This window comes from Arthrobacter pasteuri (genome assembly GCF_054510955.1).
The window spans coordinates 1,747,404-1,763,975 of record NZ_JBTNDO010000001.1; the positions used below are offsets into that span (position 1 = coordinate 1,747,404).

Sequence of the window (16,572 nt, forward strand, 5' to 3'; positions counted from 1 at the left end):
CGGAGTGTCAGCCCGTGGGAGTAGCCTTTGCACCATGTCCAGCCATCCCTCCCAGGCGGCGCCTGCCCCGCTCCAGGACGACGTCCGGCCCTGGCCGGCCCTGTGGTCGCTCGTCATCGGGTTCTTCATGATCCTCGTCGATTCGACCATCGTGTCCGTCGCCACCCCCGCCATCATGGAGGGGCTCGGCGCGGGCATCGACAGCGTCATCTGGGTGACGAGTGCCTACCTGCTGGCCTACGCCGTACCGCTGCTCGTCACGGGCAGGCTCGGCGACCGCTTCGGGCCGAAGCGGGTCTACCTCGTGGGTCTCGTGGTCTTCACATTCTCCAGCGCGTGGTGCGGACTGTCCGGAACCGTGGAGATCCTCATCCTCGCCCGCGTGCTGCAGGGCCTGGGCGCCGCGCTCATGACCCCGCAGACCATGTCCGTGATCACGCGGATCTTCCCGCCCGAGCGCCGCGGCGCGGCCATGGGCCTCTGGGGGTCCGTGGCCGGTGTGGCGACACTCGTCGGGCCCGTCCTCGGCGGGCTGCTCGTCGACTCCGCCGGATGGGAATGGATCTTCTTCATCAACGTCCCCGTGGGCGTGGTGGGGTTCATCCTCGCCGCACGCCTCGTTCCCGCCCTCCCGACGACGTCGCACCGGTTCGACCTGCTCGGGGTGTTCCTCAGCGCGGCCGGCCTCTTCTGCCTCGTCTTCGGCATCCAGGAGGGCGAGAGCTATGACTGGGGCACCATCGCCGGCCCCCTCTCCGTGTGGTCGCTCATCATCACCGGCATCCTCCTGCTCATCGCCTTCGTCGCCTGGCAGAGGTTCAACCGCGGAGAGCCCCTGGTTCCCCTCACGCTGTTCCGCGACCGCAACTTCTCCCTCGCCAACACGTCCATCACGGCGATGGGCTTCTCGATCACCACCATGTCGCTGCCGCTCATGCTCTACGCGCAGACGGTGCGGGGCCTCTCGCCCACGCAGGCGGCCCTCCTGCTGACCCCGATGGCCGTCATCTCGGGCGTCCTCGCACCGTTCGTCGGCAAGTACGTGCAGCGCAGCAACCCGAAGTACATCGCCATCGCCGGCTTCGCCGGGATGTCCGCGGCCCTCTTCTGGCTGGGTTCGATCCTCACGCCGGACGTCCCCCTCTGGCAGCTCCTGCTGCCCATCTCCCTGCTCGGCTTCTCGAGCGCCGGGATCTGGGCGCCGGTGTCCCTGACGGCCACCCGCAACCTCGCACCCTCCCTCGCAGGAGCGGGTTCCGGGGTATACAACACGACCCGGCAGATGGGCGCGGTCCTCGGCAGCGCCGCCGTCGCGGCCGTGATGCAGTCCCGCCTGATGGCCAACCTTGGAGGTGGAGGGATCGGTGCGACCCCCGGGACGGCCCTTCCCGAGGAAGCAAAGGCGGGGTACGCCCTCTCCATGGGGCAGTCGCTCTACCTGCCCGCCCTCGTGATCATCGTCGGTTTCGCGGCAGCCCTGTTCTTCGCGAGGCCCCAGCAGAACCGCGTATGGGAGCGCGACGCCGGTGCGGCCCGCGGTCCCGGCGCGCATCCAGCCCCGGCCGAGCGGCAGCGGGAAGCGACAGCGGCCGACACCTGAGCTGTTGCCTCGGGGAACTACCGGTAGTCTTCTGGCATGGCTGATGAGACGAAGGACACGGAGAAGGATCCGGGCACCGCGGAGGCGAAGGAGGTGTCGGACGATTTCGCCGTCCGCGAGCACACTTCCCCCTCGGGCCTGAAGTACACGACGACGACCGGACGTCTCGTGCTGCGGCGCGAGGAGACGAAGGACGGCAAGGCTGACGGCTTCAAGCCGAAGGCCGAGATCTTCGTCGTCGCCTACACGAAGCAGGATGCCGAGCCCGGGCGGCCCGTGACCTTCGCCTTCAACGGAGGCCCCGGCTCCGCATCCGTGTGGCTCCACCTGGGCCTCCTGGGGCCCCGCATCGTGGACTCCGGCGACGTCGGGACCATGACACCCGCGCCCTTCGGGCTCGTCGACAACCCCGACAGCCTGCTCGAGTCGAGCGACCTCGTCCTGATCGATCCGGTGAACACCGGCTTCTCCCGCGTCGTGGAGGGCGAGAAGGCGGACGAGTTCCACGCATTCGTCCAGGACAGGGACCTCGTGGCCGAGGTCGTCCGACTCTGGACCACGCGCAACAACCGCTGGCTCTCCCCCAAGTACCTCGTCGGAGAGTCCTACGGGACGCTTCGGGCCGTGGCGGTGGCCGGTCGGCTCTTCGACGCGTACGGCATGGCGGTCAACGGACTGGGCCTCATCTCGACGGTGCTCAACATGTCCACCCTGCGGTTCTTTTCCGGGAGCGACCTCCCCTACGCCCTGCACCTGCCCACCTATGCCGCCATCGCCCACTACCACGGCCGGCACGGCGACCGGGAACTCACAGAGGTGGTCCGCGAAGCCGAGGAATACGCAGCCCGGGACTTCGGCTACGCCCTGACCCAGGGCACGCGGCTGACCCCGGAGGAGTACGACGAGGCCGTCGCGCGCCTGCAGGCCATCACCACCCTCGACGAGGGTTTCATCCGCCGCACGAACCTCCGCTGGGCGTACCACGAGTTCGCCGCGGAGCTGCTGCGGTCCGAGGGCCTGTCCGTCGGCCGCATCGATGGACGGTTCGCCGCACGGCCCGAGAACCTGCAGTCGTCCGACTCCTTCGACGACCCGAGCCTCCGGGCCATCACGGGACCCTACTCGGCCGCCATGAACCACTACGTCCGGGCCGAGCTCGGCTACGAGAACGACCTCCCCTACGAGATCCTGACCGCCCGCGTGCAGCCCTGGAGCTACAGGACGTTCGAGGGAGCACCCGTGGACGTCTCCGGCGTCCTCGAGCGGCTCCTCGCCCACAATCCCACGCTGCGGGTCCACGTGGACTACGGCTACCACGACGGCGCGACGCCGCACTTCGCCGCCGAATACGTGTGGGCGCACATGAACCTCGACGACGCCGCACGCGCCCGGTTCACGCACCACTACCACGAGGCCGGACACATGATGTACCTCAACCCCGTAGCACGGGACGCCCAGCTCCGGGCTCTGCGGACCTTCGTCACCGAGGGGCAGGCGGGCTCGGGATAGTAAGTAGGATGATGATAACGACCGCGACAGCCGACGCCGGTCACCGACCGTAAGGACATCACCATGCTGAAGAGGATCATCTGGGCCCTGGTGCCCATCGTCGCGTCCCGCGTGCTGAACAAGCGCCGTGCCACCCAGCAGCCGCGGGCGAACAAGACGCGGTACAAGGGCACGTACGGCAGGTAGCAGCGGCGCGGGAAGGGGCTTGGCCATCGCACTGCGTGACAAGGACGGCTTCGCCGACATCCGCTCCTACGCCGCGATCGGTGACGGGCGCACAGTCGCGCTGGTGTCGCTCGACGGCTCCATCGACTGGTATCCCACGCCGGACCTCGATTCCACGCCGGCCTTCGCCCGCCTGCTCGATGCGGGCGAAGGCTTCCTGGCCCTGGCGCCCACGGCGGACTTCACGGTGGAACGCCGGTACGCGGACGGTTCGAACGTCCTCGAGACGACCTACACCACCGCGACCGGCGCTGTCCGCGTCACCGACTCGCTCAACACCGGTGTCGCCGGCAGGCTGCCCTGGGGCGAGCTCGCCCGCCGGGTCGACGGGCTGGCCGGACAGGTGGAGATGGCGTGGAGCGTCACGCCGGGCACCTGCTTCGGCTCCGCCTCGCCCTGGCTCGACAACGGGCCGGAGCACCCGGTCCTCCGCATTGATGCGGTCGGTCTCGGTGTCCTCGGCATCGACCACGGCCTGAAGCCACCGCAGGGCCGATCCGTCGAGGGGGCCTTCACGACCTCTGCCGGATCGCGGCACCTCGTCGCGGTGGTCTCCACACACGGCGAGCCGCTGCCGCTCCCCGACCCGCGGACCATCGACGGCGGTGTGGGCCGCACCATCCTCAACTGGCAGGCCTGGTCGGACAACTTCGCCTACGACGGCGATTACCGCCACGCCGTACTGCGCAGCGCCCTCACCCTGAAACTGCTGCTGCACAGCCCGTCCGGCTCGATCGCGGCCGCCGCGACGACCTCCCTGCCCGAAAGCGCAGCCGGTGGCAAGAACTGGGACTACCGCTATGCGTGGGTGCGGGACACCGCCTATACACTGCATTCCCTGACGCGCGCAGGGCTCCGCGAGGAGGTGCATGCTGCCGTGTCCTGGATGCTCAAGAACCTCCGGTCCCAGGGCTCCGACCTTCAGGTGTTCACCCGCCTGAACGGCAGCGTCCCCGAGGGGACCCGTCGTCCGGATGCCACAGGATGGCGCAACAACGGTCCCGTGGTCGACGGGAACCCGGCGGCGGGGCAATTGCAGCTGGGCGTCTTCGGCGACGTGTTCGACATCGTCTGGCAGTACGTCCAGGCCGGTCACGTGCTCGATCCTGCGACCATGCGGCAGCTCGCCGACCTGGCGGACCTCACCTGCGACATCTGGCAGCGCCGCGACGCCGGCATGTGGGAACTGCCGGAGGAACGGCACTACGTCACGTCGAAGCTGGGCTGCTGGAACGCACTGCGCTGTGCCGTGCTGCTCGCGGAGCACGGACAGTTGCAGGGCCCTGTGCAACGGTGGTCCGCGGAGCGCGACCGCATCCGGGACTGGGTGCACGAGCACGGCTGGTCGGAGGAGCGGCAGAGCTACATCTGGTATCCCGGGACCACGGAGCTGGACGCCTCGATCCTCCTGCATGCGATCAGCGGATTCGACACGGGACCACGCATGTCGTCCACCATCGATGCCCTGCGCGAGGAACTCGGCGCAGGCCCGCTGCTCTACCGGTACAGCGGCATGCAGGACGAGGAAGCGACCTTCGTGGCCTGTGCCTATTGGGCGGTGTCGGCGCTCGTCGCCGTCGGCCGCCGCGACGAGGCGGTGGACCTCATGGAGGAGCTCCTACCGCTCGCGAACGACGTCGGCATCATGTCGGAGATGATCGAGCCCTCCGACAACTCCTTCATGGGCAACGTCCCGCAGGGACTGAGCCATCTTGCACTGATCGTGGCGGCCCTGTCCATCTCGGGCAAATCCTGAGCGTCACCTCGTGGCGAAGTAGATCCAGACGCCGATGACCCAGGTGGTCCCGGCGAGGCAGGCGAGGGCCAGTTCGGCCAGGATGCCGAGCCCCGTCGCCTTCAGCGCGTGGAGGCTCGACCGAAGGGCGGCTCCGGCATCACGCTGCCGGACGTATTCGCTGCCGAACAGCCCGAGGGCGAACCCGACGAACAGGCCGACGACGGGAATGGCGAACATGCCGACGATCCCGGCCAGGACTCCGATGGTCACGGACCTGCCCGGGATGGAACGCTGCCTGAGGGCACGGCCGGTGAGGACGAGGCCGGCAGCGAGGCCGGCCCCGGCGAACACCGTGCCGATCGAGAACACCGCCCAGCCCTCGGTGCTCGATACCGTGAGCGCCCACCCGAGGAGCGACACGATGATCAGGATGCTCCCCGGCAGGACCGGGACCACCACTCCCGCGATACCGACAGCGATCAGCGCCCCGCAGACGACCGTCATGAAAACCTCTAGATCCATGGCCCCAGTCTTGCATCCCGTACGCGGCACGAGGCGAGCGCCAACCCGATCGATGAACGCCGTGGAATACTGGAGGAAATACTAAGGCGACTTAGCGAGCCCTCGGGCCCTGACATCAGGAGGACCAATGAGTACACCAGGAACAGGGAACACGGACGGCGATCGTCGGGCGGGGGCCCGACGCGCCGACGGCCCCGACAACCCCACGGAACTGATCGACACCGGCCGGTCGGGCTCAGGCGCCAGCAGCGCCGGACGTGCCGACAGCACCCCTGCCGACGGTCACGGGACCGGCGCGACACGAGCCGACGGCGGGAGCGAGTACGTGCCCGGTGCCTACTCGTCGGAGGACGACACCAGCGGCGACTACGTCCCGGGCATGTACTCGGACACTCCGGACAGCGCTCCGACCCGCGAGTCCACCCCGGCGCCGATCTCGGCGTCGCGCGATGCCTCGCCCCGTCACGAGGACACGACGCCGCAGACTCGGGTCGTCCCGGTGACCGCCACCAAACAATCGGCACGCACCGACGGTGCTGACCGGGGCCGCGAGCGCGACGTGCCACGAAGCACGACCGCGGGCTCCGGGGTGCCGAGCCTCGAGGACCGCAAGCTGCTCCACCGGCGCGAGAAGGAGCACTTCGGCGGCATGAAGTTCGGCTCGGCGTTCTTCGGCTGGCTCACCGCGACCGGGATGTTCGTCCTCCTGTCGGCCCTCGTCGGCGCACTGGCCGCGCTCTTCGGCGTCGGCGCCGACCTCTCCCCTGCGGACGTGAGGATCGGATCGGGTGAAGCGCAGACCGCGGGCCTCACGGCCGCCGTGGTCTTCGGCGTCATCCTCCTGCTTTCCTACTTCGCCGGCGGGTACGTCGCTGGGCGCATGGCACGCTTCAGCGGCGTGAAGCAGGGCGTCGCGGTCTGGCTCTGGGCCATCATCGTCGCCGTCGTGCTCGCCATCATCGGCTTCATCGTCGGTAATCAAGCGAACATCACCGATCGGTTCCAGAACCTCGGCGTCCCCTCCGCCCAGGAGCTCACCGGGCCCGGACTCATCGGCCTGCTCGTGGTCGCCGCCGTCGCACTTCTCGGCGCGATCCTCGGTGGCCTCGCCGGGATGCGCTACCACCGGAAGATCGACCGCGCCGACTTCGACGCCCTCGACGCCGAGTAGCACGCCCGCCGGCAGGACCGACGGAACAGCCCCGGACTCGAGTCCGGGGCTGTTCCGTCATTCGGGTGCTGCGCGGCTCAGGGCGACGGCATTCCGCCGTTGACGTTGAGGGTCTCGCCGATCACGTAGCTGGACTCCGCCGAGGCGAGGAACACGTAGGCCGGTGCGAGCTCGGTGGGCTGACCTGCGCGGCCGAGCGGGGTGCTCTTGCCGAACTCGGGCAGCGCGTCCTTCGGCTGACCGCCCGAGGGCTGCAGCGGCGTCCAGATGGGACCGGGCGCCACCGCGTTCACGCGGATGCCCTTGGGCGCGAGCTGCTGCCCCAGGCCCTTCGTGAAGTTGTTGATCGCAGCCTTCGTGCTGGCGTAGTCCACGAGGGTCGGCGAGGGCTCGTAGGCCTGAATCGAGGTGCTGTTGATGATCGTCGAGCCGGGCCCGAGGTGCTTGAGCGCCTCCTTGGTCACGCGGAAGAACGAGTAGATGTTCGTCTTGTACGTGTGGTCCAGCTGCTCGTCACTGAGTTCCTCGAGGGACTCCACGGCCACCTGCTTGCCGGCATTGTTGACGAGGATGTCCAGGCCACCGAGTCCCTCGACGGCCTGCTGGACCAGGGACGCGCAGTAGTCGGCGTCCTTCAGGTCGCCGGGGAGGCAGACGGCCTTCCGGCCCTCCGCCTCGATGAGGCCCCTGATCACCTGGGCGTCCTCCTCCTCCTCGGGGAGGTAGGACAGGGCGACATCGGCGCCCTCACGTGCGTAGGCGATGGCGACGGCCGCCCCGATGCCCGAGTCGGACCCGGTGATGAGCGCCTTACGGCCCTGCAACCGGCCGGTCCCGCGGTAGGAGGTCTCGCCGCGGTCGGCCTTGATCTCCATGTCGGCGTCGAGTCCGGGCTCCGGCGTGTGCTCGGCCGGGGGCGTGATGCTCTCGAACCGCGTGACGGGGTTCTGGAAGGTGTACTGGTCGGTCGATCCTGATGTGCTCTCGGAGGTCATAGGTGTTCTCCCTGTACAGAATGCGTGTCTGCGCCGCGGCGGGCGCTGTGGGTTTGTCGACTGGCCGCTGAAGCTAAGCCTACTTATCACCCTAGGCGCGCCGGGGACCCCGGACAAGCTCGGCCGGAAGCCCCGACGGGCGGTGGCGCAGCGTACAGTCGACGCCTACAGGGGCGCCGGTACCAGGTCGGATACCGGGATCCGCCGGCGCGGGATCAGAAGACGACCGAGAAGAAACCCGCACCGACACTGAGGATCATGGCCGCAACGATGAGCCAGACGATCGGGGTACGGAGCTTGCGCATGTAATCCATAGTGGCCCCAGTCTAGTCGCCGTGCACGAGGCGGGGTGCTGGGATCGGACTCGAGGCCGCTGACGCGCCCTGATGCACGTCGAGCACATCGGGTTCGTAAGGAGCCGGTGCGTCAGCACCGGCCCCTTACCTCTGCGCTACTGCTGTGCCGTGACGGCGCGGTGACGGCCACGGCCCGCACGGACCATACCGGCGCCGAGAGCCAGGAGACCGACACCGATGCCCCCGGCGATCTTCATGCTGTCGCCGGCGCCCGTGTAGGCAAGCTGCCCTGTGCTGCCAGTGGACTCGTCGTCATCGTCGGTCACGAGAACCCCACCGTTGCCGGCGCCCTCGTCAGTTCGGTTTCCTTCGGTATCCAGCTCGCAGCCGATACCGTCGCCGTCCCGGTCGAGACCGGCACGGTAGCCCTCTTCACCCAGGAGTATGGAGCGGCCCAGGACGTCCCGGACCTCGGTGCAGTTCTCGTAATAGACACGGGCCGCTGCATGGTCGAACACCGGGAGAACGTTGTCGGGAGCGTCCACGACGACGACCGGCGTGAGGACTACTTCCACCGTCACGGGGACCTCTACCTCAACAGGCACGACGACGACGGGAGTCTCCTCGACAGGAGCCTCCTCAGCGGGGGTTTCCGCGACGGGGGTCTCCTCTTCAGGGGTTTCCTCTTCAGGGGTTTCCTCTACAGGGGTTTCCTCTACAGGGGTTTCCTCTACAGGGGTTTCCTCTACAGGAAGCTCGGGAGTCGGCTCCTCCGGGGTCTCGGGAGTCTCCGGGGTAGGCACTGCGGGGGTTTCCGGGGTGGGAACCTCGGGGGTCGGCGTCTCGGGAACCTCAGGGACCTCGGGGGTCGGCGTCTCGGGAACCTCAGGGACCTCGGGGGTCGGCGTCTCGGGAACCTCAGGGACCTCGGGGGTCGGCGTCTCGGGAACCTCAGGCACCTCGGGTACCTTCGGGATGGGAGCGACGACGACCGGCACGGGAACCAACGTGTAGGAGTAGTGGGAGATGTCCTTCCCGCTGGAGTGGCTGATCGTCACCTGTGACTGAGGGGTGGACAGAACCACGGTCTCGGGACCGTCGCCCTGCTTGGAGGAACCGGCCTTGACGCAGTAGCTCGCGATGAGCTGTCCCTCCGGGGCAGTGATGGTGAATTGCGTGTGTCCTGACTCCGTCACGTCCTGCTTGCCGCTCGTACCTTCGTCACACACCTGTTCGACAGGTTCGGCCATCTGTCCTGTTGCGAACGCCGGGCCGACGGAGAACGTGCTGAGACCGGCAGTGACGGCGAGGGCGAGTAGCCCTGTGCGCTTGTTCATTTTTACCTGTTTCTGTTGGTTGAGTTCGGGCGTGAATTGGCGCGTAGGTCGCAACCCCTTGCCGTGTCCGTTGAACCCGTGAAGATCGACGTTGATTGCGACGCCCGGTATTTGTACGGAATCGGTGGCGTGGCCGATTTCAGATTCTTCTCCGGCGGCGGCGACCGCCGCCGGAGTTACGCCCAGCGAGAGCAGACCCATGATTCCCGAGGGCCGCGAGTGGACTTTGCACTTTCTTTCCCCATTCAGACGAAGTGGCATTGGCATCCCGCGGCACTCCGCGCAGCGTGGTCCCAAGCCGACCGACTGTCCCGTCGTTTCTGGACTTTCAGGTCGACCGGTGCCACGTTCAGGAGCCGAGAATGCTGCGAACACTTTTCGAGTGAATGCAGAAGGCGCGGTCCCCTCGCGCGAAGTATTCGGTCGTGCACCACTCAATCTATGAACCCGGGGAGGAGGAAACATGAGTGGCAACTACTCGTAAATCACCAGGCCCATCGGAAAAGCAAGCAGTTACTACCCATCAATCGACGGTCGACTACTCAAAGAAGGAGAAGAAACTACGCGGAAGTCAGCACTGGTCGCGCATCAGGGTCGAGGTGCGGCGCTGCTCGTCGCCGCCTGCGCGGGGTGGGCGGAAATAATCTCCGCCTCTGCATGGCTGGAAAGGACATGGAGCAGCGCATCGCAGTCACAGGTTCAACCGGCACCGTGGGCGGCCAGGTCGCCCGCATCCTCGCGGTGGAAGGGGTGCCGCTGATCCTGCCGGTCCGGTCGCCGGACCGGGCGCAGCACCTACCCGAATCGGTCGTGCGCCGGACCACCTACGCGGACTTCGACGCGTCCGTCGAGGCACTCGCCGGCGTCGACGTCCTGTTCATGGTGTCGGCCGCCGAGGAAGCGGACCGCGTCGCCACCCACCGCACCTTCATCGATGCGGCGAAGGAAGCGGGTGTCCAACACATCGTCTACACCTCCTTCCTCGGCGCCGCATCCGACGCAGCGTTCCTCCTCGGGCGCGACCACTGGTACACGGAGGAGCACATCCGCAGGTCCGGCATGGCGTGGACGTTCCTCCGGGACAACCTGTACCTCGATGTCGTGCCCGCCCTCGCGGAGGACGGCGTCATCCGCGGACCGGCCGGGAACGGACTGCTGTCCGCCGTCGCCCAGGCCGACGTAGCCCGGTCCGCCGCGGCAGTGCTGCGGGCACCCGATGCCCATGCCGGCACGGCCTACCACCTCACCGGACCGGAAGCCTTCACCCTGGCCGAGGCCGCCGCACTCATCACCGAGCTCACGCCCGCCACCGTCCGGTTCGAGGACGAGACCTACGAGGAGGCCCTCGCGTCCCGCGCCCACCACGGCGCCCCGCGCTGGCTGGTGAAGGCCTGGATCAGCACCTACACGGCCATCGCCCGCGGCGAAATGGCCGAGGTGACACCCGACGTCGAACGCCTCACGGGGCGCAGGCCGCTCAGCCTCCGCGACCTCCTCGCGGGGAAGTCCTAGGCATGCGCAGGGACGTCGTGCCGGACCCCGCATCGAGCCGGACCTTCTACAGGTTCCTCACCTCCGTCGTCGTCCCGCGCCCCATCGCGTGGGTCTCGTCGACGTCCGCGGACGGGGTGGACAACCTCGCGCCGCACTCGTTCTTCACGGTCGCCTCGGTCAATCCGCCGATCGTCCAGTTCACCTCCGTGGGCCGCAAGGATTCCGTCCGCAACATCGAAGCCACGGGCGAGTTCGTGGTCAGTTTCACGCCTGAGGACCTCTTCGAGGCCGTCAATGCCACCGGCACGAACTTCCCGCCCGACGTCAGCGAGTTCGACGCCGTCGGCCTCACCCGGGAGCCCAGCGCCACTGTGCGCCCGCCGCGCGTCCTCGAATCGCCCGTAGCCCTCGAGTGCCGGCTGCACCTGATCCAGGAGATGGGCGACTGCACGCTCGTCTTCGGCGAGGTGCTGCATGCAGTGGTGTCCGACGACGTGCTCGACGGCGACCTGCCGGCCATCGACGCCCTGAAGCCACTCTCGAGGCTCGGCAGGAACGAGTGGGGAACCGCGGGCCGGATCCGCACGATCACCCGTATCCCCGTCGGGGAATGGCCGGGGCACTACGATGCGCCAGAGGCATCCGGCGCGCATTGATCGGATGGTCCGCGACCAGGTGCCGCCCAGGGTGCTCCCGGAGAGTGGAGGAATCTGCGGGTTAGCACCCCACCCCGGCTGGGAAGCCTACCGCGACCCCCAGGGACCCCATGAGCGTTACCGCTGCCCCGCGCACCGTCCGTATCTCCCGGCCGAACGACGTCGTCGCCTCCTACTCCGTCCTGCTCAAGCAGGTCCGCAAGGAAGGCCTCCTGGACCGACGTCGGCGCTTCTACATCTCGGTGTTCGCGGTCCTGGCCCTGGCCATGGGCGCGGCCTGGACGGGGTTCGCATTCCTGGGCGACACGTGGTTCCAGCTCCTGGTCGCGGCCGCCCTCCGGGTCGTCCTCACGCAGGTCGCCTTCCTGGGCGTCCAGCTGGCAGTGTTCGGCATCTGCATGGGCGCGAGCTTCGCGCCGAACCACAAGGGCATGCCCGTGGTGCCGCGGGACAGCACGCTGGACTTCTTCCAGAAGCAGGTCCTCACTTCGCGCAATATCCGCGGCGGATCCTTCATCAACAACGCCTTCGGGGGCCTGAACTTCCAGATCGAGCACCACCTCTTCCCTGACATGCCGCGCCCGCACCTCCGCCGCGCGGCCGTCATCGTCCGGGAGCACTGGTCAACTGCTACCGCCGGCCCCAGGTACCACACGTGGACGCCGCGACAGGGTTACTAAGGGTGCTTTCTACCGCACCCTGGGCCCGTTAGTGTGGGTGAATGTTCTTCCTCTTCGGCCTCACCACGCGTGAGCACCTCCAGTTCACGCGCTCAGCCACCTGCCGTTACTGCGGGATGCACGCACCGCAGCAGGTGATTCAGCGCAAAACGAAGCTCTCGGTGTTCTTCATCCCGCTCCTCACCCTCAAGAAGACACGCCTGCAGGTCTGCACGAACTGCGGTGGCACCTCGAGGATCAGCGGCTCGGAGCAGCGCGCCCTGGCGTACTGACCCTGCCCCTCAGGTACCCACGGCCTGAATGGTGCCCCTGACCATGCTGATGCTGGAATGGGCGGGGTTGCCGTCGAGGGGCTCGTCCGAGATATCGACAATGGGATACCTCGCCAGGTCGATGTCGGCGGGCACGGCGAAGCTGGCCTGATCCGCGTCCATGAGGCCGACGCTGTACATCTCCAGCAGGTCGGGGGCTATCAGCCACACTTGCCTGTACCCCTCGGGAGTGGCCCCCGCCAGGTCGACATCGAGACGTCGGGTACCGTCGTCGGCGCGGGAGACGGTCGCTTTACCGGACCCCGAGAAGCCCGGCAACGGGTCCAGCTCGGCCTGGGCCAGCACGACGCCCGTCTCGCCCGCACGCAGCGATTCCAGCCCCCACAGCGCTCCCGCACCCACGAGGATGCCGACGCCGGCAGCAACCGCCAGCCATCGGGCGGAGAACTGCCGCCTCCTGCCACCACCCTCGTCCCGGGCCGCAGCCAGGGAGCGGACGTTCCCCGACGGTTCGGGGGCCGATGCCGCGCCGTCCACCCCCAGCTCGGCGGGCAGGCCCAGTTCGGTCTTGATCGCGTCCCAGACCGCCGGGCCCGGACGTTCGAGGACGGTCAGCGGCCCCTCCCCCTTCGCGGTGAAGACGACTCTGCGAAGTGCGTCCACCTCGGCGGAACAGATGCTGCACTGCACGAGGTGCTCCTGCGACCGGAGGTCGAGTGGCTCACCCAGCGCAGCCAGACCGACGGCGTCCGGGTCAAGATGCTGCATTCCACTCCTCCAATCGGTTGCGTAGGTGCACAAGACTCCTTCGGATGTGGCTCTTGACGGTTCCTAGTGGAATGTTCATCCTCGCAGAGATCTGCTCGTGGGTGAGGTCTTCGTAGAAGGCCAGCCTGAGGATGGAACCCTGGGGCTCTCCGAGCCGTTCGAGCTCCGATGCGAGGACCACGCGGTCGGCGATGGTGTCCACGCTGGAATGGAGTGCCGGGCCGGTTTCGGGGGCGAACCCCGCCCGTACCACCAGGCGCTCCTGCTTGCTCCTGGCCGACAGGTAGTCGAGGATGACGTTCCGGCAGATCCCCATGATCCACGCCGGCAGAGGACCCGACTGCGGATCGAAGCTGTCCCGGGATCGCCACGCCCTGACGAAGACGTCCTGGGTGATGTCGGCCGCTGCCCCACTGTCCCTCATGGACCGGAGGGCGATCGTGTAGACGAGCGGGGAGAAGCACCCGTAAGCGGTGGCCATTGCGCGCTCGTCCCCAGCAGAGAACTGCAGGTCGAGTTGCCTCGTCCACTCAGGGCCAGGAGCTGCCATGTGTCACTCCTCAAGCCGGCGCCGGCGCCGCACCGATGCGACGTCATGCGGTCCTTGGCTCCTGTCCCGCGGGACTCAGAGCGGTAGGGCTGTGAGCACCACATTATCCTCATAGTCTCCTATCTCCGACAGCCATTCACCCCCGCAGGTAATGATTTTCAGTTCGTGGTCACCGCCGCGCTCGAAGATCGCCGATCCGTCCAGCGTGGCCTTCGGGACGTTCCGCACATCCGAGACGGCATAGGTCAACGACCGGCCGTCCTCCAGCCCGACAGTGACAGTGGTCCCGATCCGCACGTCTTTCAGCCGGGCGAAGGGCATTACCTCCGTGAGGCTGTCGACATGGGCTGCGATCACCGCATTCCCGGCCTTCGCTCCGGGTGCCGGACCGTACCGGTACCAGCCCGCTTCGTAGAAGCTGTCCGGGATCTCCATGGCGCCGTTCTCCTCGATCCCGACGTCCACGACGTTCACGGAGATGTCCGTGCCGGCGATGTCGAGAGTCACCGGGGCCGGGTCGGGAGGCTGGAGCGCGCCGTCCGCCGGCTGGATGGGCACCTGTGCGACCGCCGGCGGCGTCGCGGCGGCAGTGTCGGCAGTCGGGTCGGCGTCGGTCCCCGAGGTTGCGGGGCCACCCTGGGGCCCCGACCGCGCGGAGGGGGGCGCAGTGGTCACGGGCGCCGGGTCCGCCGACGACGCATCGTCTCCTCGCGCGCATCCCGTGAGGAGGAGGGAGGCGAGGACCGCCGCGGCGATCGCTGATTGTCTGGAGTGCACGGTATCGGACTTCCCTGTGGATGATGGCCGGGCGGGGAGGAGACGAACGGCCTCCCCGCCCGGCGCTACGGCTTCAGATCCGCGAGGTCCGACGACGGGCCGCGGCTACGGCACCGGCGAGCAGAACCAGGAGGACTGCACCCATCCCGATGGCTGCCCCGTCGTTGTCCTGCGCTGCGAGGCCGGACTGGCCACCGGGAACGGCGCCGGGGGACGAGTGGAGGCCTCCGATCGACTGTGTGGCGAGCGCGAGGTTGCCGGCCTCCAGGCTTCCCCAGGCGTAGACGATCGTCGAGGTGCCTTCGGGGAGGTTCAGGTCTGCAGGGCCGATCACCGGGGCGGTGGTACCGGTGGCCGCAACAGCCGCCGATACCGTGCCGGGATCCGTGGTCAGCGAGGCCTCAGCGGGATTACTGAGGTTCTGGACGATCGCCGCGCCTCCGGCCAGGACGTCGACAGCCGGGGCGGCCGCGACATGGCGGACCGTCAGCCGCGTCTTGCCTGCTTCGATGTTCGAGACGTCGTTGGTGAAGAAGTTCGCCGTGGGCTGCCCCGCGGCATCGAGGTTAGCCGTCGCGGTGTAATTCCCGCCGGCCTCGAGCTTCACGTCCACGGGGCCGATCACCGGCGCGCTGGCGTCTGCGGCGTCGGCCGCCGTGATGGCCAGCTGGTAGTCCCCGGCCGGCAGGTCGAGCGGACCCGCCAGCGTGCCCGGGGCGAAATCGTCCAGCGTGAGGGCGCCGTTCACATAGACGTCCACGGTGAGATCCGGCACTCCGTGGAGGACCGACAGTGTTGCACCGGTCGGCGCTTCGGCGGCAGTTGCCGGGGCGGCGACGGATGCCGCTCCCAGGGCTGCTACGGCTCCAATGGCAAACAAGCTTCTTTGCATGACTACTCCTTGGTGTGGTCCCGTGGCGGGGACTTTTCGCTGACACCCGGTACTACCGGGATGAGCGGCGATTCGGATGCAAGGAGCTGCAAGTTTTTTTGGTCAGGCGTTCCAGAGGCCGTAGGAATCAGCCAGCGAGGAGATCTTCTGTGCGCGCGCAAGACGCGGCAGGTAGGACCCGTCACCGACGACGGCGCCTGCGGCATGCTCGCGCAGGAGTTCGGCGGCCCAGCTGATCTCGGACTCACTCGGCGACAACCCGCGGTTGATCGTGTCCGCGGCCTCGGGCCGCAGGCACAGTTTGCCCGTCATGCCCATCGAGGCCGTGACCTTGCAGGCGTCGAGCAGTTCATCGCCCAGGGCTCCGACGGTCGGGCCGTCGATCGGGCCCGGAAGCTGCCCGACACGTGATGCGACGACGAGCTTGGACCGCGCGTAGGCGAGGGCCATCGGCTCGTCCGACGCCCCCGTGTCGCGCCGGAAGTCGCCGACGCCGAAGGCGAGGCGGAACGTTCCTGGAGCGCTGGCGATCGCCGTCGCGTTCTCGATGCCGAGGGCGGATTCGACCAGGGCGAGGACGGGCGTCCCCGCCTGCAGGCGCATGGCGGTGTGGGTGACCTGCTCGGGCTTCTCCGTCATCGCGAGCATGACCCCGCGCAGGCCGGGCGCCTTGGACAGGGCAGCGAGGTCATCGGCCCAGTACTCGGTCTCGATGCCGTTGACGCGGACCCATGCGGTCATGCCGGTGGACAGCGCCTCGACCACGCGCTCGCGGGCCTCGGCCTTGCCCGCGGCAGGGACCGCGTCCTCGATGTCGAACACCACCGAATCCGCCTCCGACGTGAGGGCAGGGATGAAGTTGTCCTCTGAAGCAGCGGAGGCCAGGAGCCAGGATCGGGAGAGCTTGGCGGGAAGCGCGGCGGCGCGGCTGTTTCTGAGGGAAGCCATCCTCAAACAGTACTGAGGACTGCCGCGCATTATCCAACGGAGACGCCGTGCACCCCGTGAACACTACGACCAAAACGGGACCGCCGGGATGGGAGGGACACGCCTCCCGCACCCCTGACCGCCCGGTCGGTTCGAACTGCCG

General features: G+C 68.1%; 16 protein-coding genes and 1 pseudogene. 9 read left to right on the forward strand and 8 right to left on the reverse strand.

Translation table 11 applies throughout. The features are described from left to right. Positions 1-34: 34 nt before the first annotated feature. The 4 genes from ACX80H_RS08280 (at position 35) to ACX80H_RS08295 (ending at position 5,090) form a co-directional block, all read left to right on the forward strand. Positions 35-1,600: a DHA2 family efflux MFS transporter permease subunit gene (locus ACX80H_RS08280; protein ID WP_459312461.1), complete on the forward strand. Its 1,566-nt coding sequence runs from the start codon at positions 35-37 to the stop codon at positions 1,598-1,600. Positions 1,601-1,636: 36 nt separating this feature from the next. Continuing rightward, positions 1,637-3,109, forward strand: a complete 1,473-nt coding sequence (locus ACX80H_RS08285) for a S10 family peptidase (protein ID WP_459312463.1) — start codon at positions 1,637-1,639, stop codon at positions 3,107-3,109. Between the two features lie 63 nt (positions 3,110-3,172). Further along, a complete protein-coding gene (locus ACX80H_RS08290) occupies positions 3,173-3,295 on the forward strand; it encodes a hypothetical protein (RefSeq protein ID WP_267957875.1) in 123 nt (40 codons plus the stop codon). Between the two features lie 19 nt (positions 3,296-3,314). Further along, positions 3,315-5,090 carry a glycoside hydrolase family 15 protein gene (locus tag ACX80H_RS08295; RefSeq protein ID WP_459312465.1) on the forward strand — a complete coding sequence of 592 codons (1,776 nt, stop codon included), beginning with the start codon at positions 3,315-3,317 and terminating at the stop codon, positions 5,088-5,090. Between the two features lie 3 nt (positions 5,091-5,093). Here ACX80H_RS08295 and ACX80H_RS08300 read toward each other — a convergent pair whose 3' ends face one another. Further along, positions 5,094-5,594, reverse strand: a complete 501-nt coding sequence (locus tag ACX80H_RS08300) for a DUF456 domain-containing protein (RefSeq protein ID WP_459312466.1) — start codon at positions 5,592-5,594, stop codon at positions 5,094-5,096. A 127-nt stretch (positions 5,595-5,721) separates the two neighbouring features. Between ACX80H_RS08300 and ACX80H_RS08305 the strand changes: the two genes are divergently transcribed. Further along, the gene (locus ACX80H_RS08305; protein WP_459312468.1) at positions 5,722-6,765 is read left to right on the forward strand and encodes a Yip1 family protein; all 1,044 of its coding nucleotides are present in this window, start codon (positions 5,722-5,724) and stop codon (positions 6,763-6,765) included. A 77-nt stretch (positions 6,766-6,842) separates the two neighbouring features. Here ACX80H_RS08305 and ACX80H_RS08310 read toward each other — a convergent pair whose 3' ends face one another. Both ACX80H_RS08310 and ACX80H_RS08315 read right to left on the reverse strand, forming a co-directional pair. After that, entirely contained in the window at positions 6,843-7,760 is a 918-nt protein-coding gene (locus ACX80H_RS08310) for an SDR family oxidoreductase (RefSeq protein ID WP_459312469.1), read from the reverse strand. 451 nt (positions 7,761-8,211) lie between these two features. Then, complete coding sequence (locus ACX80H_RS08315) at positions 8,212-9,654, reverse strand: excalibur calcium-binding domain-containing protein (RefSeq protein ID WP_459312470.1); 1,443 nt, start codon at positions 9,652-9,654, stop codon at positions 8,212-8,214. Between the two features lie 411 nt (positions 9,655-10,065). Here ACX80H_RS08315 and ACX80H_RS08320 point away from each other — a divergent pair, with 411 nt between their 5' ends. The 4 genes and pseudogenes from ACX80H_RS08320 to ACX80H_RS08335 all read left to right on the forward strand — a co-directional run bounded on the left by ACX80H_RS08320 (position 10,066) and on the right by ACX80H_RS08335 (position 12,495). Beyond that, positions 10,066-10,905: an SDR family oxidoreductase gene (locus tag ACX80H_RS08320; RefSeq protein ID WP_459312471.1), complete on the forward strand. Its 840-nt coding sequence runs from the start codon at positions 10,066-10,068 to the stop codon at positions 10,903-10,905. 2 nt (positions 10,906-10,907) lie between these two features. Beyond that, positions 10,908-11,543: a flavin reductase family protein gene (locus ACX80H_RS08325; protein WP_459312472.1), complete on the forward strand. Its 636-nt coding sequence runs from the start codon at positions 10,908-10,910 to the stop codon at positions 11,541-11,543. Between the two features lie 110 nt (positions 11,544-11,653). Further along, a pseudogene (locus ACX80H_RS08330) lies at positions 11,654-12,169 on the forward strand (fatty acid desaturase); the annotation flags it as partial. Positions 12,170-12,264: 95 nt separating this feature from the next. After that, positions 12,265-12,495, forward strand: a complete 231-nt coding sequence (locus ACX80H_RS08335) for a zinc-ribbon domain-containing protein (protein ID WP_301225078.1) — start codon at positions 12,265-12,267, stop codon at positions 12,493-12,495. 9 nt (positions 12,496-12,504) lie between these two features. Here the strand turns inward: ACX80H_RS08335 and ACX80H_RS08340 are convergent, their stop codons facing one another. The 5 genes from ACX80H_RS08340 to ACX80H_RS08360 form a co-directional block, all read right to left on the reverse strand. Next, complete coding sequence (locus tag ACX80H_RS08340) at positions 12,505-13,263, reverse strand: anti-sigma factor domain-containing protein (protein ID WP_459312473.1); 759 nt, start codon at positions 13,261-13,263, stop codon at positions 12,505-12,507. Further along, a complete protein-coding gene (locus tag ACX80H_RS08345) occupies positions 13,250-13,813 on the reverse strand; it encodes an RNA polymerase sigma factor (protein WP_459312474.1) in 564 nt (187 codons plus the stop codon). The genes ACX80H_RS08340 and ACX80H_RS08345 overlap by 14 nt, the downstream gene beginning before the upstream one ends. A gap of 75 nt (positions 13,814-13,888) precedes the next feature. Continuing rightward, positions 13,889-14,371 (reverse strand): class F sortase, encoded by a 483-nt coding sequence (locus ACX80H_RS08350; RefSeq protein WP_459312475.1) that lies wholly within the window; start codon positions 14,369-14,371, stop codon positions 13,889-13,891. Positions 14,372-14,663: 292 nt separating this feature from the next. After that, on the reverse strand, positions 14,664-15,482 hold the full coding sequence (locus ACX80H_RS08355; protein ID WP_459312476.1) for a DUF4397 domain-containing protein: 819 nt from the start codon (positions 15,480-15,482) through the stop codon (positions 14,664-14,666). A gap of 102 nt (positions 15,483-15,584) precedes the next feature. Continuing rightward, the gene (locus ACX80H_RS08360) at positions 15,585-16,430 is read right to left on the reverse strand and encodes an HpcH/HpaI aldolase/citrate lyase family protein (RefSeq protein WP_301225073.1); all 846 of its coding nucleotides are present in this window, start codon (positions 16,428-16,430) and stop codon (positions 15,585-15,587) included. Positions 16,431-16,572 lie beyond the last annotated feature (142 nt).

What these genes read in the sequence shown, in the direction of transcription:
- ACX80H_RS08300 (WP_459312466.1), bottom strand. Translation starts at nt 5,594, where the DNA reads ATGGATCTAGAGGTTTTCATGACGGTCGTCTGCGGGGCGCTGATCGCT.
- ACX80H_RS08290 (WP_267957875.1), top strand. Translation starts at nt 3,173, where the DNA reads ATGCTGAAGAGGATCATCTGGGCCCTGGTGCCCATCGTCGCGTCCCGC.
- ACX80H_RS08340 (WP_459312473.1), bottom strand. Translation starts at nt 13,263, where the DNA reads ATGCAGCATCTTGACCCGGACGCCGTCGGTCTGGCTGCGCTGGGTGAG.
- ACX80H_RS08320 (WP_459312471.1), top strand. Translation starts at nt 10,066, where the DNA reads ATGGAGCAGCGCATCGCAGTCACAGGTTCAACCGGCACCGTGGGCGGC.
- ACX80H_RS08355 (WP_459312476.1), bottom strand. Translation starts at nt 15,482, where the DNA reads ATGCAAAGAAGCTTGTTTGCCATTGGAGCCGTAGCAGCCCTGGGAGCG.
- ACX80H_RS08315 (WP_459312470.1), bottom strand. Translation starts at nt 9,654, where the DNA reads ATGCCACTTCGTCTGAATGGGGAAAGAAAGTGCAAAGTCCACTCGCGG.
- ACX80H_RS08360 (WP_301225073.1), bottom strand. Translation starts at nt 16,430, where the DNA reads ATGGCTTCCCTCAGAAACAGCCGCGCCGCCGCGCTTCCCGCCAAGCTC.
- ACX80H_RS08285 (WP_459312463.1), top strand. Translation starts at nt 1,637, where the DNA reads ATGGCTGATGAGACGAAGGACACGGAGAAGGATCCGGGCACCGCGGAG.
- ACX80H_RS08325 (WP_459312472.1), top strand. Translation starts at nt 10,908, where the DNA reads ATGCGCAGGGACGTCGTGCCGGACCCCGCATCGAGCCGGACCTTCTAC.
- ACX80H_RS08310 (WP_459312469.1), bottom strand. Translation starts at nt 7,760, where the DNA reads ATGACCTCCGAGAGCACATCAGGATCGACCGACCAGTACACCTTCCAG.
- ACX80H_RS08305 (WP_459312468.1), top strand. Translation starts at nt 5,722, where the DNA reads ATGAGTACACCAGGAACAGGGAACACGGACGGCGATCGTCGGGCGGGG.
- ACX80H_RS08280 (WP_459312461.1), top strand. Translation starts at nt 35, where the DNA reads ATGTCCAGCCATCCCTCCCAGGCGGCGCCTGCCCCGCTCCAGGACGAC.
- ACX80H_RS08335 (WP_301225078.1), top strand. Translation starts at nt 12,265, where the DNA reads ATGTTCTTCCTCTTCGGCCTCACCACGCGTGAGCACCTCCAGTTCACG.
- ACX80H_RS08345 (WP_459312474.1), bottom strand. Translation starts at nt 13,813, where the DNA reads ATGGCAGCTCCTGGCCCTGAGTGGACGAGGCAACTCGACCTGCAGTTC.